Below are 23215 nucleotides of genomic sequence, written 5' to 3' on the forward strand. Positions count from 1 at the left end.
GCCGTTGACCCGGAGCGCCCGCGGCTTCACATGCGGGATGCCTCATGCAACATTATCTGCCGCATCCAGGTGCTTGCCGGATCACTGTTGTGAAGGGTGGGCCATTGGACGGCCTCGGTGAACGTGGGCAGTGGCCGCGGAAGTTCGACGATCCGCAGAGGGAAAGTCTTTTTGAAATGCTGAACCAGCCGGAAGGGCATGGTCGCTATACGGGCTGTGCCTGAGACCATCGGCGGGATCATGCTAAAGGCCGGCACGATAATCTCGACATGTCTCTTTAGACCATTTTCAAGCAAAAAACGTTCCTCAATGGATGGCATCTGCGCACGGCCGACCCTGTACGCAATGTGCTTCATCGACACGTACCTCTCGAATGTAAGCTGCTGTGGCAGTTGCTTGTTCGTGGGGCAGCCTACGCACACGAATGTCTCGTCGAACAGCGCCGCTCTAGGATGCGCGCTCGACATGAACAATTCCGGAAGAATCAGAAAATCGACGTCACCGCGCCGGAGAAGCTCATCGAGATCGTCGTCGAGCGGCAGCAATTCGAAGCTGACGGCGGGTGCTTCGCGTGCAACACGCTCCACGACCTTTTCAAAAAACACGAGTGTGACGAAATCCGAAACTATGATCCGGAAGCGGCGATCGGATTGAGCCGGTTTAAACGGATCCCAAGAAATAATCGAGCACTGGATGTGAAAGAGTGCGCCGCGAACAGCGGGCGCGAGTGTTTCCGCACGTGGGGTTAGAACACGTTCGCGGCCTCTCATCGTAAACAGTTCATCGTTGAAATAATCGCGCAGCCGGCCGACGGCCGCGCTCATGGCCGGCTGACTTAGGTTGATGCTGCTTGCCGCCGCCGTGAGGTTGCGCTCGGTCAGCAGCGCGTCGAGCACAACGAGAAGGTTCAGATCAAGGCCTTTGAAACGCATGCCTTATCTGTCCGTAACGTGGTTGCTTGTCATCGCGACCATGTTGGTGGCTAATTTATTGCAGATTGAGATGTGAGCAGACGCGGGCGTGGCGGCGCTCCGACAAGGATCTGCGACACATATCCAAGCTCGTGCGCAATCTTGCGAATTGCCATCGCCGTGACGACAATCGTCACTCCAATCACACTTGCGAACGCGATTCTGGTCGTGAGATTCCAGGCTTCTCCAAACTGGATAAAATCCATGAGGCGAAACGCGGCACCCTGAACCAGATAAAGCAGCAGCGTGCTCTGACCGAGCTCCACCGCGACAAACTGAGCTATTCTAGTTGAATAGGCAGCCCTCCAGCATTGGACCATAAACTGCATTGCCACCGCTGAAGCCGCTGCAGAGCCGGCGAACATCAGCAGCACTTGTTTGGCTGACTCTTCATCATTGATTAAAACAAGATTGTTGAAGGCGTAGGTCTGCTTGTCCCACAAAAATAAGGATATGAAAGCTATTATCGAAAGTAAGAGTACAAAGGTCGATTTGCGGGTCCAGATGATACTTTTTTGCCATCCAATTGGCTGGGCAAACAAGACCCCCAAACAATAAAATGGGTAAGTGTATCGTACCAACGGGGTTATTGACAATGTGATGGGCGCCAATGCGACCGCAATGGCGGATGCGCCTATGATCCACATCGGTAGCCGTTTGAAACTCGCAAAAAAACTAACTAAAACGAATGAAATAAAGGCCGCCCATATGAACCAGTATGTTCCGATGACTTCCTTCAATAGGTCCAGCAATACACCAGTTGGACCCTTCGTTGGATAAATCGCAGCTGACTTTAGTGCGAAAATAAACGCGCACCAACAAAACATTGGCAGTAGTAACTGCACTGCTCGATGTCGGACCCCTTGAGTCAACGGTTTTCGCAAAATTGCCCCAGAAGAAACACATCCACTTATTGCCATAAAGAGAGGCATATGAAATATGTATATCGACTTGTAATATGGAGACGTCCAGAAATCGCCAGTGCCTCTATAAATTATATATTGAACTAAGTGTCCAATTATTACCAACGTAATTAGTATACCTTTGGCGAAATCGAGGCTTAAGTCTCGGTTTTTTGTTTCCGCCGGGCGCAAGCCGCGTCCCTTCGCTCCGACTATTATTTTATCAGGCATCAGACTCCAGCCCATCTGTTGCGGTTGCTACCGGCCGTTTCTGGGCACGGCGAGCGCGCCAGTTTCGGTGAAAAAGGATCGAAATTTGCGCGGATCGCGGCGTGGTATCGAAGGCCGACTGGCTGCAACCGAGCGCACAAGTTCCCAGTACCTGATGGCAAAGATGGAGCGCAGTGGCGGTCGTGATCAGTGTGGCGACGCGAACGCCCGGCACTATTGTCGCCAGGCCGCCTCTGCAGAACCTCTCGCTACGGTTCCGCAGCGCGTGCCGAACCGTGCCAAATGCAAATGGAATGCCAAGCTGCTGCAGCACCGGACGCATGATGCGGATAGAATGGCTCATTCGAGTCTCTCAAGATCCGGATGCACACTGTACAATCCGAGTTCGCCTACCAAGAAATCAACCTCGCCAACCATGATGAAACGGCGGGACCAAGTGAGCCACTGCGCTGTGCACACAGGGCCGATTTCGCGAACCTGCGGACTTGCACCGGCCCAGCTACGACCACCTGAAAACCCTTATCGGCCAACAGGCTTTTCGGAAGATGGAGGAGAGTTCGATATAATCGGCGACTTGCAACTTATTTCCCAGCACACGCTACAGAAGCAGTGGCCTGATCGGGTGTATCTCAGGTGCGGTCGTCTATGCAGCGCCTTGGAAGTTTGGTAAAATCGATTGTTTAGATCGCGAGCATCCACGCTATGGATAAGTGAAAGCGATGCGCTTCAAAGGCCTTGATCTGAACCTTCTCGTTGTGCTCGACGCGCTGCTGACCCAGCGCAACCTCACGGCGGCGGCAAGCAGCATCAACCTAAGTCAGCCGGCCATGAGCGCGGCCGTCGGCCGGCTGCGCGATTATTTCAAGGATGAACTGTTTACGATGAACGGCCGCGAACGTGTTCTAACCCCACGTGCGGAAACACTCGCGCCCGCTGTTCGCGGCGCACTGTTAAAAATCCAGAGTTCGATTATTTCTTGGGATCCGTTTGATCCGGCTCAGTCCGATCGCCGTTTCAGGATCACCCTTTCCGATTTCGCCACACTCGTGTTTTTTGAAAAAGTCGTGGAGCGTGTTGCACGCGAAGCACCCGCCGTCAGCTTCGAATTGCTGCCGCTCGACGACGATCCCGATGAGCTTCTCCGGCGCGGTGACGTCGATTTTCTGATTTGTCCAGAATGGTTCATGTCGAGCGCGCACCCAAGAGCGGCGCTGTTCGACGACGCGTTCGTGTGCGTAGGCTGCCCCACGAACAAGCAACTGCCGCAGCAGCTTACATTCGAGAGATACATGTCGATGAGGCACGTTGCGGCCAAGTTCGGGCCGACGCTGAAAGGCTCGATCGAGGAGCGTTTTTTGCTTGAGCATGGCCTCAAGAGACGTGTCGAGGTTATCGTGCAGGCCTTTAGCATGATCCCGCCGATGGTCTCAGGCACAGCCCGTATAGCGACCATGCCCTCCCGGCTGGTTGAGCATTTCAAGAAAACCTTCCCACTAAAGATCATCGAACTTCCGCTGCCGCTTCCCGCATTCACCGAGGCCCTGCAATGGCCCGCCCTTCACAACAGCGATGTGGCAAGCGTCTGGATGCGAGAGATATTGTTGCAGGAGGCGTCTCGGATGAATTCTCCGCGGGACGCCAAAAAGGGTCGCAAGCCCTGATTGATAGCACGTCTCACACCGGCTCTCGTGTCAACCAGCGTGTCGATCGAGATCAATAGTCGCGGAAAGTGCGTCTGCGAGGTCGTCCTGCGGGTGGGCTGCGTCGACAAAGGGTGCGAATGAGGAGGGGTCCCCATAACCGCCATCAAGCAGCGCCCGGATCTGGCTGCCATTGTCGGAACCGGATAGGACGCGATCCGGGTAAATCCAGTGGATTGGATCGTTCACGCTTGAAATGTGCACGAGACCAGTCAGTTCGCAGGAGAAGAATGGACGGACTGGCCATCAATGGCGGCAATGGCCTTAGCCGCTTCGTTCTTCGATCGAAGCGAGCAGGTCTGGAAGCCGAGCGGCTCGATGAGACCGATCAGGCCGCGCGACTGGAGGATCGGCTTCAGCGCCTTCAACGAGACGCGGAGATCGCCTCGGCACCCGCCATCGGCAGGCCAGGAGCCATCGTCGGCCGGAACCAGCATGAGCGTCTTGGCTCCGCAAGCCGCCTCATAATCGGCGAGCTTGCGAGCGTGCGCGCGGCAACATAGAAGGTGCCCGGACCGGGCGTGATGGCGAGCACGGAGGCCGCAGCGAGGTACAGGGCGAATGGGGTCAGTTCTGGCATCATTGGTTCATTTCGACAAAGTTCATGATTGTTTTGGGATGAGAGCGGCGATCTCTCGGTCAGATGCCCGCTCGCTCGCCGCAAGGCCCGCAGCCACGCCAGCGCGGTCGGCCGCGTTCCGGTTCTGACTCAGTTTGCGCTTGCCCTCCAGCTTCGTGATCGGCATGCGCAAGCCAACGATTCCGCGGAGTTGCGCCTGTACAAAATCCGGCGGTGCATCCGACACCGCCCAAGGCGAGGCGCGCTTGCCCTCGTGGTGGTCAGTCAGACGTTTCACGACGTCCAGCAGTCTTCCCGCATGCTCGAAGAACTCGACCGGACCATAGGCGTGGACGGCGATGTAATTCCAGGTCGGGACGACCTTCCCGGTTTCCCGTTTGGTCGCATACCAAGCCGGCGTCACATAAGCGTCCGGTCCCATGAAGATGGCCAAGCCGTCGCCCATCGGAGGAACATGGCACTGGGGATTAGCCTTCGCGAGGTGCCCGTAGATCACGCCGTGTTCGCCCTCGCTCTCATCAAGCAAGAGCGGCAGTGGCGTTGCGAGCGGCCCTTCCGACGTGACTGTAACGAAGTTCGCCAGCAGCGCCGCGCGGATCGTCGCGCGCAGGCCTTCCTTGTCGTCGTCGCGGAAAGCGGGGGGGATGTACATCGCGAAACTCCTTGCTTACCAAGACATACCGGCAAGCTGGCCTGCTGGAAACAGCCAGTCAGAAGGTATCGACGTGGTCCAGTTCTGAAAGATGCCCGTCGCGCGCCGGATCTCCGGGGGTGTGCGAAGTCGAGGACCCCTGGGTCATTTGCAGCCGAGGTCGGGCGTATCCCCATAACGGCAATGGCGACCAGTTTGCCGGCAGGCGTAAACGGTTCTTGATAAGCGAGATCACCGTACTGGCTGGGAAAGCAGGTCCTAGGATCTCGGATTTCAGTGATGTTCTGGAAGCGAGCGAATTTCATATCCGCAGGCATCTAATGCCGGAATCAGATTGGATAGCGCCGTTACGGTCTGGTGACGCAGACTGGCTTGAGTGCTCCATCTGGACTCGTCGGGAGGGCAACCGTCGTGCAAGAGCACGATTGCGCCGGGCCGGACCGCGGCGAGCACTGAATCGACGATCGCGTCGGCGCCGGGGCGCGACCAGTCTTTTGGATCTATCGACCAGTGAAGGGCCGCCAGCCCGGCGATCTCTGAGGCAATGAATACTTCCTCGCTCCAGGCGCCGTATGGCGCGCGAATGTAGCGGACAGAGGCCTGGGGGCATGCTGCCATGATGGCACGGTTAGCCTCAAACACCTCACGTTGGACTTCGCCCAAGCCGCATGTGGACAGATCCGGATGAGACATCGTGTGGTTGCCTACCTCATGCCCTTCTGCGATCATGCGCTGGATGAGGTCCGGGTGCTCCGCGGCGTAGGCACCAATCACGAAGAAAGTTGCTGACACCCGATTTTGCGCCAGCACATCGAGTATCTGTGGCGTGAAAAATGGATCGGGACCGTCGTCAAACGTCAGATAAACGCTCCGACGGCCGGTTCCATCAGCGCATTCACTCCGCACCTCCCTTCTGTCATCAAGATCTTTCATAGAACCCTTGCCTCGGCCTACTGGGTCGGAGACAGTCATATGAAGGTGCAGACCGGAGTTCCGGCCCTGTCATCGGTCGTCCAGGATTTGGCATCAGTTTTGGTGGACGCGAGCAGCTTGCGAGGGATGCATCCGAACGTGGCGCTGCTCCCACAATAGTCGCAGCTCTCCTGTGAGAGCCTCGCGCAGGCCCTGATCCGGCGTAATTGTGTCGAGGAGATCCGCGAGCACGGCTTCGCCTTCGATCCGCGTCAGCAGATCGAACAAGCCATGTGAAATACGCGCACACTCACGGTGATCCGTTCGGATTTCGCAGACGGTCTCGTGGCGATCCTGCGCCGTGTATGCGCGGACTTTATGCAGGGATACATAAGGCGGCAATGAAACCGCGAGCGCAGTCCAATCCTGCAGCGTTGCGGCCCGTTTTTTGACGAGGTACGGCCCGACCACAAGTCCATCCAGCTCTGTTGTCAGGAACGTGGCAATCGAGTCTGCAACTGAATCTACGATCGGCTCTGCATTGTTGTTAAAGGACGTATTGAGCAGAATTGGGATGCCTGTCCGCTGCTTGAAGGCATTGATGACGTCCCAATAGGCCGGACTGGCCTTGCGCGATACTGTTTGCAGCCGAGCCGTACCGTCGACATGCGTGATGGCGCCGAGCAAATTACGCTTGGAATCGCGCACACGAACTACGAAATTCATGAAGGGAAATTCGCACGCACTGCCCGGGAGGTCGAAAAATTCGCGCGCATCCTCCTCCAACACTGATGGCGCGAACGGGCGATATCCTTCCCGCTTCTTGACCATAGCGTTGATCCGGTCCTTGTTTGAGGCGGGCCTGGGGTCGGCAAGAATGCTGCGATTTCCGAGCGCTCGCGGCCCGAACTCCGAGCGACCTTGCACCCAGCCGATCACGGCGCCACCGACCATCCACTCGGCTGCCCTATCCGCCACCTCCTCAGTGCGTTCAAACTCCAGGTGCCCCGCCCACGCCTTTAGTTCCTCTTCGACAGCGTGATCGCTCGCGAGTTCCGGCCCCCAATAGACCTCCTGCAATCGCGTACGCGGCGCTGGGCGGCCCAGCTCATTAGACACGATTAGCGCGGCGCCTAATGCGCATCCAGCGTCATGCGATGCGGGCTGCACGAAGATGTCTTCGAAAAGCCCTGAATAGAGCAGCTTGCCGTTCATGGAGCAATTGTGCGCAACTCCGCCGGCCAGGCACAACCGCGTCATCCCGGTGGCCTCACGATAATGGCGAAGAATGTGAAACACGATGCGTTCGAGCGCTTCCTGTAACGACGCACTCACATCCATATGCTGCTGAGTAAATGGCATTCCCTTTTGCCGAACCTGAATGCTGCGGAGCAAAGTCGGACCGATGCGGTCGAGGTGGACGCGATACTCGCCGTTTGCAGAGAGTTCATAGAATTGCTCGAAAAGCTCGCGATAGGGAACGGGATCGCCGTAGGGGGCAAGCCCCATTACCTTATATTCATCGAACAAGCCGTAGCCGAGATACCGGATCGTCTCGAGATAAAATTGCCCGAGAGAATTGTTCTCTGGGAAAGTCGCAAGTTGCGTAATTTCAGTACCAGATCCAACCGCCACAAGGCCCGAAAGGAAATCACCAGAGCCATCAATCGCGAAAATCAGACTTTGCTCGAAGCCCGACATTGCAAAAGCACTCACGGCGTGCGCCTGATGATGACTTACGAATGAGATACGCGAAGCGTCGAGCTCGGTACCGAACTCCTGCGCCAGCAGCTGCTGCATCAACAGTTTAGCATCCAACGGAATGGAGGCGTCCGGCTGGGAAACAAGCATGTTTTCAAGCATTGCGTTGCTATAGTCTTCGGTAGCGTAGAACGCCACTCGATCGATTTCGCTGAGCTGAACCCCAGCTGCTGAAAGACAGTATTGAGCCGCACTAATTGGGAGCTTGTTGGAATGTTTGATCCGATTGAGGCGCTCCTCTTCTACCGCCGCAATGACCTGTCCGTCCCGGACGAGCACCGCAGCGCCATCGTGCATGAATGTGTTTGGAATCTGAAATCTGTTTTCATAGACTTTGTCCAATCCGCCGTTCAATCCTAGACACAGCATCTCGCTCTCCATTTGTCGTACAGGAATACTAAATTGGCCTTCTCGAGACCGTTCGATCAGAAAGACAGGCCGCGTTGTCGCTCGCGCCCGAACGCCAGCCAAACATCACCGGCCTCAAGCAATTCTATTAGGTCCGCCGAGATCAACATAAGATCCTGTGCTCGAGACGCCGGGCGTTCCATAGCGTTGTGAGATTGAATCGACGCCAGCCAAAACCCTTCGCGGCACACGCTGGCGATGTCGTTTTTATTTGCGTCCATAGCGCATGGTTTATCTCCTTCTCTTTTGCGTCAGCGCATCAGTCGGCGGCGCAACAGCGCCATCGAGAGGAAGAATGGCAACAGCGCGTAGAGGCCGAGCACCCCGATGTGCAGGGCGATGCCGCCGATCGGGCGATCAAGCATGACCGGACGAATGAGGTCGATCGCATGTGCCAGCGGCATGCATCGCGCTATCTGTTGAAAGGTGTCAGGCAGCTGATTCAATGGGAAAACGGCGCCCGACAGGAACAGCATCGGTGTAAGGATAAGCGTCTGGTAAAATACGAAGTAATCGTAGCTGGGCGAAAGTGCGGTGACGACCATCGCGAGGCTGGCAAATACGAACCCTGTCAGAGCAATGAATGGCAGCGCATAGAAGACGGACGGCCAGGCTGTATAGCCCAACACTGCGGTGACAATGGTAATTGCCATACCGGCCAGGAAGGCCTTGGTGGCTGCCCACGCCAGTTCCCCCAGAACGATGTCGCCGAGGGTAACGTGCGTATACAGCATGGCTTCCCATGTGCGTTGAGAATGCATGCGAGCGAAAGCCGCGTACAGTGTTTCGAGGGTAGAGGCGGTCATCGCACCGACCGCGACCATGCCGGCCGCCAAAAAGGCGATGTACGGCGCACCGTCGACGCGGCCGACCATTATGCCGAGGCCGGTACCGAGGCCGAAAAGGTAGATCATTGGATCGGCGAGGTTACCGAGAATCGCCACGAATGCGACTTTCTTCCATGCCAGATAGTTGCGGCGCCACACCGCAACCCAGTTCCACGCATTGGCGGGCAGCACCGCCGCAAGACCTTCAATCATCGTTCACTCCTCCATCTCGCGCCCGGTCAGCCGCAAGAAAACATCCTCGAGATTGGCTGGACGCAGAAGAAGGCGCAGACTTGGTCGCCCCTGGAGTTGCGTGCGCACCTGATCAGGGTCTGGCGCGTAGCAGTAGAGGGTTTCGCCGCTGACCTCGATGCGCTGAGAATGTGCCTTGACCAGCGAATGCAACTCGTGCGGATCGCCGCCATAAATCTCCATGACCTGGCATCCGATATGCTCGTCGATCAGCGCCTGCGGGCGGCCTTCGGCGATGTAGCGACCCCTTTCGAGCACGCACAGCCGATCGCATAATCGCTCAGCCTCTTCCATGAAATGCGTCGTGAGGATAATCGTTTTGCCGCGAGCTAACAGCGCGCGCAGCCGCTCCCAGATCAGGTGGCGCGCGTGCGGATCGAGGCCGGTGGTCGGCTCGTCCATCACAATGAGCTGGGGGTCGTTGATCAACGCCCGCGCCATCGTCAGGCATCGCTTCATGCCGCCGGACAGTTCCGAGACGCGCGCATCCGCCTTGCGCTCGAGGCGAGCGAACTCGAGAAGCGACGGGATGACCGCTTCGCTCTCGCGTGTGCTCATGCCGAAGTAGCGGCCGAACACCAGGAGGTTCTCGCGTACCGTGAATTCCTGGTCAAGGTTGTCGAATTGCGGGACCACGCCAATGCCCCTACGTGCCAGCCGAGCGCGCGCCGGCACCGGGACGCCGAGCACCGTGATCGTGCCCGCGTCAGGGCATGTCATGCCGAGGAGCATACGCGCAATCGTGCTTTTGCCGGCCCCGTTTGGTCCGAGGAGGCCGAAACACTCTCCCGACGCAACGGTGAACGACAGGTCGTCGACAACGACCTTGTTCCCATACGACTTGGTTACGCCGGCGAAATCGACTGCCACGGTCGACAGAGAGTCAGGCATGGAGCTTTTCGCGCTTGTTTGACCGTGAGACTCCCGTTCGATCGGAGGAGTCTCGATCCGCCGCAAATCCTGTGGGTCTAACTTTCGCTTCAACAATTGCTGTTTCTGGTCCTGGCTCAAAACTCTTCCACCTGCGATCACGTGACTATTGCTGTTCGCTGTAAGCAGCGTCAGATCCCACCAAGGCGGGCTTTGGAATGGCGCCGTCGCTGTCTGTCACAGTGGCGGCCGAGCTTCGCGACAACCAATCGCTATTGCTCAATGTACACAGCGCGTATGCTTTCAACGGGAGCAAGAGAAAGATGTTGATGAGTGCGTGGAGCGAAAAACCGAGAAATCGAAGTTGGCGCGCACGAAACGCTGCCACGCTGCAGCGAACTATAGTCATGACCGCAATCATCAGGCATGCCGTCCAAGGCACAGTACCTGTCGTTATGAATTGCGCGAGCCCAGCCAGGAGCGACAAAGAGAGCAATAATGGGCCAAGATTCTGCCCAATCACGTCCAATGTGAGATAAATATTAAGGCCGCGCAGCAGTTGGAGCGCCAGCAACGTGTCACGAAACGTGCTCCGGGCCCAGCGAAGCTGTTGGCGCAGATAGGGACCCATGCTGTTGGGAACGACTGTTGCCGCGACGGCCTCCGGGACATACTCTGTTCGAAAGCCTGCTTTCAGCATCAGGATCGTAAGGTGGCGGTCCTCACCGAAGTCGCTCGGCTTCCCTCGAAAGCGCTGCGTCTCGTATTGATCCAGCAGCGAAACAAGCGCGGATCGCCGGTACATGGCACACGGACCGCAGCAACACATAACGGCACCGAACCGAGCCTGCGCTGCCCGCTCTTCGTTGCAGGCGAGCCAGTATTCCATGTCAATCAACCGCGTCAGCCAAGTTTCATTGCGATTACTAGCCGCCAACTGGCCCATGGCGGCGCCGATCGCTTGATCTTGCATCTTTATTGCAAGCCTTGTGACGACGTCCGGCGCGAGTATCGTGTCCGAATCTACATTGAGGACCAAATCTCCGCACGAGCGGCGAACCGCCGCAATCTGTGCCTTGCGCTTTCCGACATTCTTTGGGAGCGCAATGAAGTCGAATCTCGGATCACGAGCGTACTCCTCGTGTACACCTACGAGGGCATCGCGGTTTCCAGAACCGTCATCAACAACATAGACCTGCAGTTTTCCGGCGTAGTCCTGACTTGCTATGGAAGCCAGGCAGTCCGAGAGGGTGCGAGGAGCCTCGTTGTAGCAAGGGATAATGACATCGACGCTCGGCCAAGGCTCACAGCCGGCCGGTTCGCCCGAGGTCGGCGGTACGTTTGTAGGCAGGGCATAAAACACCTGCGCGGTCTTATAGACGGTCGACAGCAGCGCATAAGAGCAGACTGCAACAATACTGGCTGGGGCAAAGAGGTTCATGAGATGTCAGATTTCTCAGTGAATTTGAGGAAGCGAGCGGACGATAAATCCGCGGTCAATGCTGGATTCGGATCGATCAATGCGATGAGGGGCGGGTCGCGCTGACTGATATCATTGCGGGTGCTCTTCATAGCTCTGGACCGTTCCGATCGATCAAAGTTCCGGCCGGCCACTCGCTCATTGAGCGTCCAATTGGGAGCACCATGACGAGTACGTCGTCGTCGACTCGCGTGGGAGGCAGATCGAGGTACACGTCCGGGAGGGTTGAACGCACGCGAACGCCCGACAAAATGCTCGCCAAGCCTTTGCGGCAGAACCTCCCAACATGGTTCCGGAGCGCGGGCCGAACCGTGCCGAAAGCGAATGGAACGCCAAGCTGCTGCAGCGCTGGATACATCGCGCTGATCGAATGGGCGATTCCTAGCCCCTCAAGATCCGGACGCACCCCGTATAGACCGAGTTCAGCGACAAGCAGATCAGCGTCGTCAACTTTGATGTATCGGCGCAGCAGGCCCAAGTGAGCCGCTATCCCGTGCACATCATTGCCGATTGCGCGGACCTCCGGCCTCGCACCGGCCCAACTTCGACCGCCTTCGAACTGCTTTCCATTAAAGGCTCCGGTAGGCTCATAGGTCTTCCGGAAGAACTCAGAGAGTTCGAGGTGATCGGAAAGCCGCAACTCATTTTCCCAGCACAACCTCCACTGCACGTCAGAGCGCATGCGAAGACTTCCTCTTTTTCAGGTTCTTTTGTGCACCTCACGCGGCAGAGCAACGCGGTGCATGTCATGTGGGGGGTCTATGAACGACCCGCCCAGATTGGTAAAATTGATTGTTTAGATCGCGAGCATCCACGCTATGGATGTTACAACCATGCGTTTCGAAGGCCATGATCTGAACCTTCCGGCCGTGCTCGATTGGCCCATAAAGCGACGGCACCGAGGCAGCTGTCGGTGACACAACCTGCTTCAAGAGCGGCCGCCAGCGGCGTGGCTGCGCCTCGTGCCGAAGCTGCGATCAAGCGGAGGATGGGCCTGACTGTTAGGCGTCAGCAAACGCGGCGACCGTTGACGCACGCTGATGATCCATAGGCGATCGCGCAGCTCTGGATCGCGCCGGCGGCAAACAGGTTCCGCGAAGCCTCAGGCTCGACAAGTTGCGGCAAAGGCGGCATCCCAATGGCGCGGCGGTCGCGCTCGGCAACAAGAATCGTCTGGTCGATGCTCGCTGCCTGGCAAGCGGTACTGTCGGTTAAAGCAGCCTGACGGACCTGGAGAGCGAGAAGGAGGGCGCACCTCGGCCTTGCAGCAAAATGGCAGAGATGGGGAAACGGTCACCCCGTCGCTTCCGAACCTGATGTGTGGACCGCAAAAGCTTCGGCCGACGTCTGGGGCCGTTGAGGTGGAAGCGGGCGAAAACCCGTCGAGGCTCGCCGCGCTGAACATCGAGCCGCATGAAGAAGCCGGATATACGTCAGCAATTGTGACCATCAACTGGATCCAGCTAACTTGTTGCAATCGGGCGCTCTTATACGTCCACATATAGGGTCAGTTTGACACCACGAAGCGCACGGTGTCTCCAAGTCAACTTCGACAATTCGTTTCATCAGGAAGCGGAAATCGGCTTTCGGAAGCGGGCCAGCAGCCAGTCTTCATTGATCGACGCGCCCCGGCACGCGATGCGTGTCATCTCGGCCAGCGATTTCTTCAGCATAGCGCTCCAAGCAAAGTTGGCCTATTCGGCGGCCTTCGGGAAGTCAATCGCCGGCTCGTCGAGCAAGCCCGGCCCTGCGGAGGTCTCCGTAGTCGCGTCGGCTGGCGTTCCGCGCCGGAACACCCGACGGAAGAATGCATAGAAGCGGCTGTTCTTGCTGCGCGTGAACACCATCAGCATCGACGGTGTCACCACCAGCGTCAGCACGGTGGCGAAGGACAGGCCGAAGACGATCGCCGAGGATAACGATATCCACCATTGCGTCGACGGCGCGTTGATCGTCGTCTCGTGATGGAAGATTTCGAGACCGAGGCCGAAAGCGATCGGCAGCACGCCGAGGATCGCCGACACCGCCGTCAGCACAACCGGGCGGGCACGTTCGCGGCAGGTCTGCAGCACCGCGTCCATCTTGTCCCAGCCCTCTTCGCGCAGCCGGTCGTAGGTGTCGATCAGCACGATGTTGTTGTTCACCACCACACCGGCCAGCGCGATGACGCCGATACCTGACATGACGATGCCGAACGCCTCTCCGGTCAACAGCAATCCCAGGAACACGCCGATCGTCGCCATGACCACGCAGGACAGCACCAGCCAGACCCTGGTGAACTTGTTGAACTGCGCAAGAAGCACGAGGAAGATCAGGAAGATCGCGGCGCCGAACGCCTTGCTGAGGAAGGCGCTGGCCTCGGCGCTGTCCTCGTTCGAGCCGGCGAGTTTCCAGCGAATGCCGTTGCCGAGATCCATATCGGCGACAGCCTGGGTGACCTCTTGCTGGACGGCCGCGACCTGAGCACCAGCGGCAACGTTGGCCTGAACGACCACCGTGCGCGCGCCATCGATGCGGTTGAGGATGCCGACGGTCGGCTCGGGCTTGCGCGCGACGAAATTCGAGATCGGCACCGACCCTTGTGAGGTTTGCACCCTGAGCTCGTCAAGCATCGACAGCGTGCGCCGGTCCTCCGGCAGACGCAGCCTGATGTCGACGGCGTCATCCGATCCGGCGGGCCGGTATTCGCTGAGCTTCAGCCCGTTCGTCACAAGTTGCACCACCGTTCCGACCGAGGTCGGGCTGATGCCGTATTGCGCCGCCTTGGCGCGATCGACCTCGAGCGCCCAGTCGACGCCGGGCGGCGGCAGGCCATCGGAAATGTCGATGACGCCGGGCACCTTGGCGATGCGCGCGGCGACGGCGCGGGCTGTGTCGTCGAGCCCTTCCGGATCGACGGCCGAAAGCCTGATCTGGATCGGCTTGCCGGTGGGCGGGCCGGCCTCGGGCACGCGAACCTCGACGTCGACGCCGGGAATGCCGGCCATGACGCCGCGCAATTCGTCCAGGATCGAGTTCGCCGATTTGCGCTCGCGCCAGTCGACGAACTCGTATTGGATCACGCCGACCACGTCTTCGGGAATGTCCTGGCCGCCGCCTTGCGTCTTGCCGACACGGGTATAGACCGACTTCACGCCTGGCCAGCCGAGAAGCCGGTTTTCCGCGGTCTTCGTGGCGGCATCCATTTCGGCGAGCGAAAGATTGCCGCGGGCGTGCACATAGAGCAGGCCGTAGTCGGGCTCGACATTCGGGAAGAACTCGACGCCGGCGCCGTATTTCGAATAGGCGAAGCCGACACCGAACAAAAGGGCGACGGTTAGCAGAAGCACGGTGATGGGAAAGCGCACCGCCTGCTTGACCACGGCCATGTACCAGCCATCGCGGTTATCGTCCTCGTGATGGGGCGGCGCCTTGGCGAACAAGGCGCCGAGCGTCGGCGCAAAGACCAGCGCATAGAGCATCGAGGCCGAAAGCGTGACGATCAGCGTGATCGGCATGTATTTCATGAAGTCGCCGATGATGCCCGGCCAGAACAGTAGGGGCGAAAAGGCGGCGATGCGCGTCATCGTCGCCGCGATGACCGGGCCGGCCATGCGCTTGGCGGCGAGCGCGAAGGCTTCTTCCTTCGGCATGCCTTCGCTCATTCGCCGCTCGGCGAATTCGGTGACGATGATGGCGTCGTCTACCAGCATGCCGACAGCCAGGATGAGGCTGAACAGCACGATCATGTTGATCGTGTAGCCCATCATGGCCAACAGCAGGATGCCGATCAAGAAGGACGATGGAATGGCAAGGCCGATCAGCAGCGAGGCGCGGCCCGACAGCGCGTAGAGAATGACGATGAACACCAGGATCACGGCGATCATGACGTGGTTCTGCAGATCGCCGAGCAACTGGTTGACGAAGACCGATTTGTCCTGCGTGTAGGTGACGTGCATGCCTTCCGGCATGGTCTTTATGAAGGCATCGGACACGGTCCTCACCTGGGCGATCGTGTCGATCAGGTTGGATTCGATGCGCTTCTTCACCTCGATGGCGATCGCCGGCTTGCCGTCGAGACGGGTCACCGTCTGGGCGTCCTTGAAGGTGGAGCGGACGGTGGCGATATCCTTGGCGTGCACCACGGCATTGGGGCCGGCGACGATGGGCAGTTCCGCCACGTCCTCCGGCGTTTCGATCAGCGACGGCACCTTGACCGCATATTTGCCCTCGGACCCTTCGATGTTGCCGGCGGCGACGAGGCTGTTGGAATCACCAACCGCACCGATCAGCTGCTCGAGCTGCAGCCCGTAGGAAGACAGTTTCATCGGTTCGATGACCACTTCGACGAGATCGTCGCGGGCGCCCTGCAGCGAACCCTCCAGCACGCCGGGCACTTCCTCGATGCGGTCGCGCAGTTCGCGCGCCGCCGTCGTCAGAACGCGCTCGGGCACCTCGCCCGACAGCGTCACGACCAGAACGGGGAACTCGGAGACGTTGACTTCGGAGACTACAGGCTCCTCGGCTGCCTGCGGCAGGTCGGCCTTGCCGTCCTGGACCTTGCTGCGCGTGTCCTGCAACGCCGTCGCCAGATCCGTCTGCGGGTGGAATTCGACCAGCACGTAACCGCCGCCCTGGAAGGCGGCCGAACGCATCTCCTTGAGCCCCTTGAGGCTCTTCAGCTTGGCTTCCATCGGCCGCAGCAGAAGGCGTTCCGAATCCTCCGGCGAGATGCCCTGATAAATCAGGCTGACATACATCATCGGAATCGGAACATCGGGTTCCGCTTCCTTCGGCGTCGACTGATAGGCGACCGCACCCGCAAGGATGAGGAAGATCAGGATCGAAATGGTCAGCCGGGCATTGTTGATGGCAAGTTTGACGATATCCATGATTACTGCGTCCCGGCCGTCGCGTCGCCCAAGAGCTTTCGGATGGTCGCCTGGTCGGCCTCGACCGGCTTGACCACTTCACCTTCCGTCACCAGTTCCTGGCCGGCGACGATGATGCGCGCGTCGGCCGGGATGCCGCCGAGCACCAGGCCGGTCGGCGTATCGTCGACCAGGTCGATCGGGAAGAACACGACCTTGCTGTCCTTGTCGACGGCGCGGATGCCGAGGTCGCCCTTGTCGCCGAGCGTCACCACCGAGCGCGGCAGCATGACGGCGTCGGTAGGCTGCGCGCTGAGCGCGATCTCGGCCGTCATCCCGGCGGGAATGGCGCCCTCGGGATTGGGGACGGCTATCTCGACGCGGAAGGTGCGGGTGGCGGACGACGCGTCGCGGCTGATGTAGCGCACGGTGCCCTCGACGGTCTGGCCGCTGACCAGCCGTACATTCGCCTTGTCGCCGATCTTCAGATAGCCGAGATCGCGTTCGCTGACCTCGCCGCGGGCGATCACGGGATCGAGCTTGATAATGGTCGCCACCTCGCCGCCCTGCATCACGGAACTACCAAGCTCCACCGGCACCCGGTCGATGACGCCGTCGAAGGGCGCCTTCACTTCGTTGCGGTCGAGCTCGGCTTGCGCGGCTTCCAGGTGCGACTGGGCCAGCGTCAGGTTGGAGCGAGCCGTATCGAGCTGCAGCTTGGGCAGATTGCCGGTTTTCGCCAGCCGCAATGCTGCATCGAGTTCGGCCTGACGCTGAACCAGAAGCTGCTTAGCGTTGCTGACAGCAGAAAGTTTTTCCTCGGCTGCCAGCATCAGCACCAGGTCGCCGGTCTTGACGCGCTGTCCTTGCTTGACCGGCAGCTTGTCGATGACGCCGGCGGCGCGGGTCGCCAGGACCGCGCGCTTATCGGCTTCGGTCAGTCCGGAAATCCGGATGGCGCGCGCATGGGTACGCCTGGGCGGAGTTATGGTCGCGACGGTACGCAACGGCGCCTTGGGCTGTTCTGCCTCAGTGGGCTTGGCCTTGCCGGCGCCAGCCGCCTTTGGCTGCTCGACCTCCCCCGCCTCGGGTTTGTCGGCGGCCGCGCTGCCGACGGAAGAGAACTCCCCCGTCGCCATCCAGGCAGCGAACCCGACAAGCACGACAATGGCTGCAAGCTTGTGAAACCTGTACTTCGGCATCGTAATTTTTCCAGTGCGGTATTCGGCCAGGCCGCGTCTTCTAACTCGGCGCGTTGCCGATATGGGTGTGGGTTATTACTTCGCTGGACAGGATGCGGCCGCCGTGAAGCGCGCCGGACCAGCGCGGCCGTTCATCTGCGACATCACACTCGGCACCTTGTCCCACTCGGGGCAACCACTTAATTGGGGGCTAACCGCTGCGTAAAAGCGCCGGCAGCGCATCCGACTTCGAGTCGCATTTGCGACATGACCTTGCGCAAGTGACACCTGAGAATTTGCGTATGGCGCTCCCGCTCGAACGGATTGCCATCGAGCCGCCATGGATCGTCTGCGGCCATTTCTCGATTCAGCAGTTCATGATCGACTTTATGGGTCAAATTCACACCTCGCTAAGTCAGCAATCACCGACGCTGCAAAACGCCGTCAGAGATAGCGTCGGGACCCGGGCACGCTAATTCTGAAAGCGGGGCCGTTCGTGAGACCCGATGTCAAAACACCACCACGCTTCACCGTGTGGTTGCCCACCTCGTGCAATTCTGGGACCATTCAGCGAATGAGAGTCCGTTTGACGCGCGCATAGACACCGATGAGGAGGAACGTCCGGCACCAATTGCCACTGTCTTCGGATCGTTGCCTTCTGTACTCCTCTGCGCATAGGTGGTTGGTGCTCAGGCTTCTTCGTCGGGCGTGCCTGCAGGCCGAGGCACTTGATTTCGGTCACACTCCTAATAGGGTCGGCAAGATTGGCAAAATTGATTGTTCGGATGACAACCATCCACGCCCTAAACACATCGAAGGCGGAAATGGGCGTGGCTGGGTCCGCGCCTCTGTGGCGTTGGCCGACAAACGCTTTGCGGTGGGCGGGAATCCCGCACACACAGCGATTGAGACGCTGACGATCCGCGGTGGAAGAGGCTCGCGGCATTCAGCAGCCTCGTCTTCATCAAGCATGGATCCTACCCTTTGCATTGTCGATCTCGCAGATGCTTCGAGTTTGTGGAGGAGTGGCCGGAGGACCGCCGCAGTCTGATCCATGAACAGCCCTTCACCGGTGCTACCAAGCACAAGACGCCCCACGCCAATGGGCGTGGTCCGCGATGCCTTTGTCGGCTCCGCGAAGCGAGCCGCAATCCTGAAAGACCTCGAGGCGGAAATGCCGTGGATCGCTGCTTCCAATTCGGGCGGTGGACAGGTGCAGGTTCGTTCGGCCGTCCACCTCATTTTGTGCCGCATATGCCGGGTTGCCCGGTCGCTGTGTTGGGCAGGGCACGACCGATGGAGGCAGAATATCACCAGCTGCGCCGGGTGCGACTGACCATGGTGGAGAACGACGAGCGTGCAACCACGGAACCGGCTGCGCACTACGCGGGTCGGAGGTCACGGCCATAAGGCGGAGGTCAACTTCGAAGGGAGCGCGGCGGTCCTCTCTCGTTCGAAGACAGAGCAGTCCCGACCGGATCGCTCGTAGATGGGAGGCCATGCCATAATTGCACCGAAAGCCGACCCTGGCCGAACCACGACGCTTGAAAGAGCAGATCACGCTTTTGCGTATACAAGGGGAGGAAAGCGTGATGCTGTTCACTGGGATCGTGGATCCCGTGCAGCCGCGACCGCTCACATCGAACCACACTCGCCAGCTTATTACGACGCCAGCACGCTAACGATGACTGTGACTGTGGTTCACCGCCTCAGCAATGGCCGCAATGCCATGACGGATAAAGGGAGATGTTGGCCGAAGCGCAGTCCGTCAGCTACACCACCTAGGGGGACACGATCCAGGACCCGATCCCGCCTGCGGTTAAGCGCGAGTTGAAAGCATACGTCCACGTCCGCCATTACCGCATGCACCGCCTTGGATAAGGCCTGCCCCCGAGGCATGGCGGGGCCCCGGTTGGCGTTCGTATCGACGGCAGGTTCCTAAGCAGCGACTCCCGTGAGGTCGAGCAGTTCTAACTGGCGGCTTGAGTCGACGGCGCTCACGCACAGCCGTTCCATGTGCAGCCCGTTATGCGGCCCTGGGCAAGCTTTTGGGTGGTCCTCAGCACCGCCGGTCGCAGAGAGGTCCGGTTTGCACCGTTAGCACAGGCCAATATTGCGGCCGCCTCGGATGTATGCGTCCCTCTCTTCTGTTTGGCCTGACTGAACAAACTTGCACCCGGTCGGACACGCAGTCCAACCAGGATGCGCGCATCCACATCAAGCCCCATGAAGGCGAAGAAAATCCTCATACGTCGCTTTCAACCCGGCACCAAGAGACGTTTTGGCTTTCCAGCCAAGCTTACGCAAGCGCGTTACGTCCAGTAACTTGCGCGGAGTACCGTCTGGCTTCGTCGTGTCGAATACCAGATTGCCCTCCCAGCAGATCGCCGCCTTAACGAGTTCCGCCACCTCTCGAATTGTGACATCCTCGCCAACGCCAACATTAATCAGGGGCGCGGTGTCGGCGGCTGTCAAGGCGTCAAAATCCGAATCTGGCAGGCCAAGCAGGAACGCAATGGCATCGCCTACATCCGACGAATACATAAACTCTCGCCGAGGGTTTCCGGATCCCCAGACCCCCACCGAGGAGTCGCCGTTTATTTTAGCTTGATGAAAACGGCGTATCAGAGCAGGCAAAACGTGACATTTTTCGGGGTGATAATTGTCGCCGGGACCATATAAGCTGGTCGGCATCAACGCGAGATAGCGCGTCTGGTACTGCCGGTTAAAAGACCAGCATGATTCGACTCCTGCGATTTTTGCCAAAGCGAAGGGACGATTCGTCGCTTCAAGCGGACCGGTCAGAAGGTATTCCTCCCGTATCGGCTGCGGACAGTCGCGTGGATAGATACATGAGGAGCCAAGAAAAATCATCCGTTCGACGCCGGAAGCGTAAGCGGCATCAAAAACACTGAGTTGGATCGCGAGGTTGTTATGAAGGAAATCGACAGGAGATCTAGCGTTCGCCAGTATACCACCAACCGTTGCGGCGCACATAATGACGTAATCGGGCCGCCGCGACATGAAGAACCTGCGCGTCTCGGTCCGGTCAAATAGATCCATTTGGTCGTGAGTACGTGTTATTATCTCATACGATCCTAACGCCTCGAGGGCACTCATTGTGGCGGATCCAACAAGGCCGCGATGGCCTGCAACATAGACTTTCTTCATCTTTTTGTTTCCCATGTGATAACGCTATGGACGCTCCATAAGAAGGCCACCGTAACGCGGACAACAAGCCAGCATGGCGCCGCCGTTGTCATCATAACTCTCGTGGACTGTATGAATAATAACCCTGCGTCATCAGCACTGCGTCACGCTCTGCCAAGCGCAAATCTTCCCGAACCATCTCCCTAATCAATTCAATGAAGGAGATTTTTGGCTCCCACCCAAGTTTTTCTTTGGCCTTGCGGGCATCGCCGAGAAGTGTCTCGACTTCTGCAGGACGAAAATAACGGGGATCTACTTTTACGATCAAAGCTCCCGTCTTTGCATCGTATCCCTCTTCATCGACCCCTTCCCCAACCCAACGAACACCAATGCCGAGTTCAGCGGCCGCGACGGTGACAAATTCGCGCACCGAATGTTGCTCACCGCTAGCGATCACAAAGTCTTCAGCTTGCTCCTGCTGCAGCATCAACCACTGCATCTGGACGTAGTCTCGAGCGTGCCCCCAATCGCGACGAGCATCAAGGTTGCCCAAGAATAGCGTCGGCTGCATCCCAAGCTTAATCCGGGCCAGGGCGCGCGTGATTTTACGCGTTACAAATGTTTCTCCGCGCGCGGGTGACTCATGATTAAATAAAATGCCGTTACATGCGTACAAATTGTAAGCTTCTCGATAATTTACGGTGATCCAGTGAGCATACAATTTGGCAACAGCGTAGGGTGATCGGGGGTAGAACGGTGTCGTCTCGGTCTGTGGCGTTTCCTGCACCAGCCCGTAGAGCTCAGACGTCGAGGCTTGGTAGTAGCGCGTATGCTCGACGAGCCCCAGGATCCGAATTGCCTCGAGGATACGCAGCGCACCCAACGCGTCCGAGTTCGCGGTGTATTCTGGTTGTTCAAAGGAGACTGCAACGTGGCTCTGAGCTGCCAGATTGTAAATTTCGTCCGGCTGAACCAGTTGGATGACGCGCGTAAGGCTGGACGAGTCTGTCAAGTCCCCGTGGTGAAGTGTAAGATCAACGCCACTTTCATGAGGATCATGATAGAGATGGTCTATACGGCCCGTATTGAAAAGGGACGATCGTCTTTTTATCCCATGCACAGAATAGCCCTTTTCCAAAAGCAATTCTGCGAGGTAGGAACCGTCTTGCCCCGTGACCCCGGTGATTAAAGCGACTTTTGACAAGCTTGAATCCTTTTGATTTTTACGCGCCGAAGAAAATGCTCGCCTGCGGCGGGATTGCGTGGCGAGAAGGGGCGCATTGGGCAGGGCGAACGGGGCCTCTGCGCGAAGGCAAGGGAGAGTTCGAGCGGGATGCCAACCCCTTCATGGGGCCGGGGAACGGTCGGAAGGGTTATCAATCAAGATCAAACGACGCGGGTCATTCAGATCGAATTCGACAATTCGTGGCACGAAGAGGCGGGCATAGCGGGAGAAGGCGCTAGTCGGAGGAAAGCGAATTACAGTATCGCATCTACCGAGGAGATACATCTCAACGAGAGCGGAAATACCCCCCTCAGTGCCCAGTGCTGCACTGTTTAAGGGGCCGGCCTGATCCGCTTGGAAGCGTTTTGGGACGGCGAAAAGTTCGGGAAATACGGCCGACAAGTGATCAACAACCTGGGCGCTGTCTGTACACAAGAACACCCTTACAGGCCTTGGATGCGGTTGCGCTTTGGCCATACGAATGGCAGTGCATACCTGCTCTAAGGCAACCTTTGGATCAGCCCAGTAAGGTGCGTGATCCATGATATCTCCGCCGTTGCCGTGGCGGACATGGACCCCGATTATGCTGTGCCCGGCAAAGTGTTCCTGGTAGAGCGCTTCAATCCGATCCTCAATTTCGACCCTCGGTCTGATGCTCCGAAATATCGTTCGCTCGGCTTGCTCATCGCAGCGCCACATCAAGCAAGCATCACACACTACCGTGTTGGCTTCACAATCATCCTGGGCTTGGAAAAGATCGTTAAGCTCGTCACGTTCTTGGAAAATCTGTTCATCCGGACGGTACACGCAGTCGATGGATGGCTTGTTCCACCACGACGGGAAGAAGGGACCGGGGAATGAGACGTGGTTGATCTCGTCATCGCAAATGACCCGTACACCACCAATCTCTTCAATTGGCTTGAAGAAAGCCGGAAAGGCATTCGCAAACGGGTTGTCGAGGTAACAAGAGCCGCGCCAATCTATTGCTAAAGCCCGTCCCGTCCGATGTGCGTAGTCCCATGCCGACGCGAGAGACCACAGGCAATCACCGAGACCCTCGCGCCGTCGAGAAACAACGAACCGATCTATCCTTGAGCCATCAACAAGCATTTAAATTGCCTCTTTCCAAAACACCACAAACCTCAGCTTTGCTGCTGCCTTTGAGGCAAGCGCCTGCGCAATTCGGGGGAGCTTGTCGTGCTGCGCCAATGCGATGTAGCTCCTGTCCACTCTGGCTGATTACGTCAACCGGAAGCTCAGGGC

At 58.3% G+C, this 23215-nt stretch carries 19 protein-coding genes and 2 pseudogenes; 2 read left to right on the top strand and 19 right to left on the bottom strand.

The genetic code is table 11. The features are described 5' to 3' along the window. Positions 1-26: 26 nt before the first annotated feature. The 3 genes and pseudogenes from AC0NID_RS01460 to AC0NID_RS01470 all read right to left on the bottom strand — a co-directional run bounded on the left by AC0NID_RS01460 (position 27) and on the right by AC0NID_RS01470 (position 2563). Positions 27-932: a LysR family transcriptional regulator gene (locus AC0NID_RS01460; protein WP_473458414.1), complete on the bottom strand. Its 906-nt coding sequence runs from the start codon at positions 930-932 to the stop codon at positions 27-29. A 50-nt stretch (positions 933-982) separates the two neighbouring features. Further along, positions 983-2104: a nodulation factor fucose acetyltransferase NolL gene (nolL, locus tag AC0NID_RS01465; protein ID WP_473458412.1), complete on the bottom strand. Its 1122-nt coding sequence runs from the start codon at positions 2102-2104 to the stop codon at positions 983-985. Continuing rightward, positions 2097-2563, bottom strand: a pseudogene (locus AC0NID_RS01470) (GNAT family protein). Before AC0NID_RS01470 ends, nolL begins: the two are co-directional and overlap by 8 nt. A gap of 260 nt (positions 2564-2823) precedes the next feature. On the opposite strand from AC0NID_RS01470, the gene AC0NID_RS01475 reads away from it, so the two are divergent. Then, on the top strand, positions 2824-3765 hold the full coding sequence (locus tag AC0NID_RS01475) for a LysR family transcriptional regulator (RefSeq protein WP_473458410.1): 942 nt from the start codon (positions 2824-2826) through the stop codon (positions 3763-3765). Positions 3766-4016: 251 nt separating this feature from the next. Here the strand turns inward: AC0NID_RS01475 and AC0NID_RS01480 are convergent, their stop codons facing one another. The 13 genes and pseudogenes from AC0NID_RS01480 to AC0NID_RS01540 all read right to left on the bottom strand — a co-directional run bounded on the left by AC0NID_RS01480 (position 4017) and on the right by AC0NID_RS01540 (position 17936). After that, the gene (locus AC0NID_RS01480) at positions 4017-4172 is read right to left on the bottom strand and encodes a hypothetical protein (protein WP_473458408.1); all 156 of its coding nucleotides are present in this window, start codon (positions 4170-4172) and stop codon (positions 4017-4019) included. 110 nt (positions 4173-4282) lie between these two features. Continuing rightward, positions 4283-4384, bottom strand: a pseudogene (locus AC0NID_RS01485) (LysE family translocator); the annotation flags it as partial. Between the two features lie 22 nt (positions 4385-4406). Further along, positions 4407-5036, bottom strand: coding sequence for an FMN-binding negative transcriptional regulator (locus tag AC0NID_RS01490; protein ID WP_474033409.1), 630 nt, complete (start codon positions 5034-5036; stop codon positions 4407-4409). A 273-nt stretch (positions 5037-5309) separates the two neighbouring features. Beyond that, on the bottom strand, positions 5310-5969 hold the full coding sequence (gene nodB / locus AC0NID_RS01495) for a chitooligosaccharide deacetylase NodB (RefSeq protein ID WP_473458404.1): 660 nt from the start codon (positions 5967-5969) through the stop codon (positions 5310-5312). 93 nt (positions 5970-6062) lie between these two features. Beyond that, on the bottom strand, positions 6063-8078 hold the full coding sequence (locus tag AC0NID_RS01500) for a carbamoyltransferase family protein (RefSeq protein ID WP_473458402.1): 2016 nt from the start codon (positions 8076-8078) through the stop codon (positions 6063-6065). A gap of 56 nt (positions 8079-8134) precedes the next feature. Beyond that, positions 8135-8338, bottom strand: coding sequence for a hypothetical protein (locus tag AC0NID_RS01505; RefSeq protein WP_473458400.1), 204 nt, complete (start codon positions 8336-8338; stop codon positions 8135-8137). A 30-nt stretch (positions 8339-8368) separates the two neighbouring features. Further along, positions 8369-9157 carry an ABC transporter permease gene (locus AC0NID_RS01510; RefSeq protein WP_473458398.1) on the bottom strand — a complete coding sequence of 263 codons (789 nt, stop codon included), beginning with the start codon at positions 9155-9157 and terminating at the stop codon, positions 8369-8371. A 3-nt stretch (positions 9158-9160) separates the two neighbouring features. Next, positions 9161-10129 (bottom strand): nodulation factor ABC transporter ATP-binding protein NodI, encoded by a 969-nt coding sequence (gene nodI, locus AC0NID_RS01515; RefSeq protein WP_474033460.1) that lies wholly within the window; start codon positions 10127-10129, stop codon positions 9161-9163. Positions 10130-10232: 103 nt separating this feature from the next. Beyond that, positions 10233-11507, bottom strand: coding sequence for a chitooligosaccharide synthase NodC (gene nodC, locus AC0NID_RS01520; RefSeq protein WP_473458396.1), 1275 nt, complete (start codon positions 11505-11507; stop codon positions 10233-10235). A gap of 127 nt (positions 11508-11634) precedes the next feature. After that, positions 11635-12228, bottom strand: a complete 594-nt coding sequence (locus AC0NID_RS01525) for a NodA family N-acyltransferase (protein ID WP_473458394.1) — start codon at positions 12226-12228, stop codon at positions 11635-11637. A 1012-nt stretch (positions 12229-13240) separates the two neighbouring features. Continuing rightward, positions 13241-16417, bottom strand: coding sequence for an efflux RND transporter permease subunit (locus AC0NID_RS01530; protein ID WP_474033410.1), 3177 nt, complete (start codon positions 16415-16417; stop codon positions 13241-13243). A 2-nt stretch (positions 16418-16419) separates the two neighbouring features. Continuing rightward, positions 16420-17598, bottom strand: a complete 1179-nt coding sequence (locus AC0NID_RS01535) for an efflux RND transporter periplasmic adaptor subunit (RefSeq protein ID WP_474033411.1) — start codon at positions 17596-17598, stop codon at positions 16420-16422. A 179-nt stretch (positions 17599-17777) separates the two neighbouring features. Next, positions 17778-17936 (bottom strand): SAM-dependent methyltransferase, encoded by a 159-nt coding sequence (locus tag AC0NID_RS01540; protein ID WP_473458556.1) that lies wholly within the window; start codon positions 17934-17936, stop codon positions 17778-17780. Here AC0NID_RS01540 and AC0NID_RS01545 point away from each other — a divergent pair. After that, complete coding sequence (locus tag AC0NID_RS01545) at positions 17880-18053, top strand: hypothetical protein (protein ID WP_473458568.1); 174 nt, start codon at positions 17880-17882, stop codon at positions 18051-18053. The two genes, AC0NID_RS01540 and AC0NID_RS01545, sit on opposite strands and share 57 nt — an antisense overlap. Positions 18054-19794: 1741 nt before the next feature. Here AC0NID_RS01545 and AC0NID_RS01550 read toward each other — a convergent pair. The 3 genes from AC0NID_RS01550 to AC0NID_RS01560 form a co-directional block, all read right to left on the bottom strand. After that, positions 19795-20748, bottom strand: a complete 954-nt coding sequence (locus AC0NID_RS01550) for a GDP-L-fucose synthase family protein (protein WP_473458483.1) — start codon at positions 20746-20748, stop codon at positions 19795-19797. Between the two features lie 91 nt (positions 20749-20839). Next, complete coding sequence (gene gmd, locus AC0NID_RS01555) at positions 20840-21931, bottom strand: GDP-mannose 4,6-dehydratase (protein ID WP_473458485.1); 1092 nt, start codon at positions 21929-21931, stop codon at positions 20840-20842. Positions 21932-22072: 141 nt separating this feature from the next. Then, positions 22073-23062 (bottom strand): nodulation protein NodZ, encoded by a 990-nt coding sequence (locus AC0NID_RS01560; protein ID WP_473458487.1) that lies wholly within the window; start codon positions 23060-23062, stop codon positions 22073-22075. Between the last annotated feature and the right edge of the window lie 153 nt (positions 23063-23215).

This window comes from Mesorhizobium sp. WSM4821, from assembly GCF_055901555.1.

Bases quoted from the DNA above. Each gene is read 5' to 3' on its own strand.
- AC0NID_RS01460 (WP_473458414.1), bottom strand. From the start codon at position 932: ATGCGTTTCAAAGGCCTTGATCTGAACCTTCTCGTTGTGCTCGACGCG.
- nolL (WP_473458412.1), bottom strand. From the start codon at position 2,104: ATGCCTGATAAAATAATAGTCGGAGCGAAGGGACGCGGCTTGCGCCCG.
- AC0NID_RS01475 (WP_473458410.1), top strand. From the start codon at position 2,824: ATGCGCTTCAAAGGCCTTGATCTGAACCTTCTCGTTGTGCTCGACGCG.
- AC0NID_RS01490 (WP_474033409.1), bottom strand. From the start codon at position 5,036: ATGTACATCCCCCCCGCTTTCCGCGACGACGACAAGGAAGGCCTGCGC.
- nodB (WP_473458404.1), bottom strand. From the start codon at position 5,969: ATGAAAGATCTTGATGACAGAAGGGAGGTGCGGAGTGAATGCGCTGAT.
- AC0NID_RS01500 (WP_473458402.1), bottom strand. From the start codon at position 8,078: ATGCTGTGTCTAGGATTGAACGGCGGATTGGACAAAGTCTATGAAAAC.
- AC0NID_RS01505 (WP_473458400.1), bottom strand. From the start codon at position 8,338: ATGGACGCAAATAAAAACGACATCGCCAGCGTGTGCCGCGAAGGGTTT.
- AC0NID_RS01510 (WP_473458398.1), bottom strand. From the start codon at position 9,157: ATGATTGAAGGTCTTGCGGCGGTGCTGCCCGCCAATGCGTGGAACTGG.
- nodC (WP_473458396.1), bottom strand. From the start codon at position 11,507: ATGAACCTCTTTGCCCCAGCCAGTATTGTTGCAGTCTGCTCTTATGCG.
- AC0NID_RS01525 (WP_473458394.1), bottom strand. From the start codon at position 12,228: ATGCGCTCTGACGTGCAGTGGAGGTTGTGCTGGGAAAATGAGTTGCGG.
- AC0NID_RS01530 (WP_474033410.1), bottom strand. From the start codon at position 16,417: ATGGATATCGTCAAACTTGCCATCAACAATGCCCGGCTGACCATTTCG.
- AC0NID_RS01535 (WP_474033411.1), bottom strand. From the start codon at position 17,598: ATGCCGAAGTACAGGTTTCACAAGCTTGCAGCCATTGTCGTGCTTGTC.
- AC0NID_RS01545 (WP_473458568.1), top strand. From the start codon at position 17,880: ATGGCGCTCCCGCTCGAACGGATTGCCATCGAGCCGCCATGGATCGTC.
- AC0NID_RS01540 (WP_473458556.1), bottom strand. From the start codon at position 17,936: ATGGCCGCAGACGATCCATGGCGGCTCGATGGCAATCCGTTCGAGCGG.
- AC0NID_RS01550 (WP_473458483.1), bottom strand. From the start codon at position 20,748: ATGAAGAAAGTCTATGTTGCAGGCCATCGCGGCCTTGTTGGATCCGCC.
- AC0NID_RS01560 (WP_473458487.1), bottom strand. From the start codon at position 23,062: ATGCTTGTTGATGGCTCAAGGATAGATCGGTTCGTTGTTTCTCGACGG.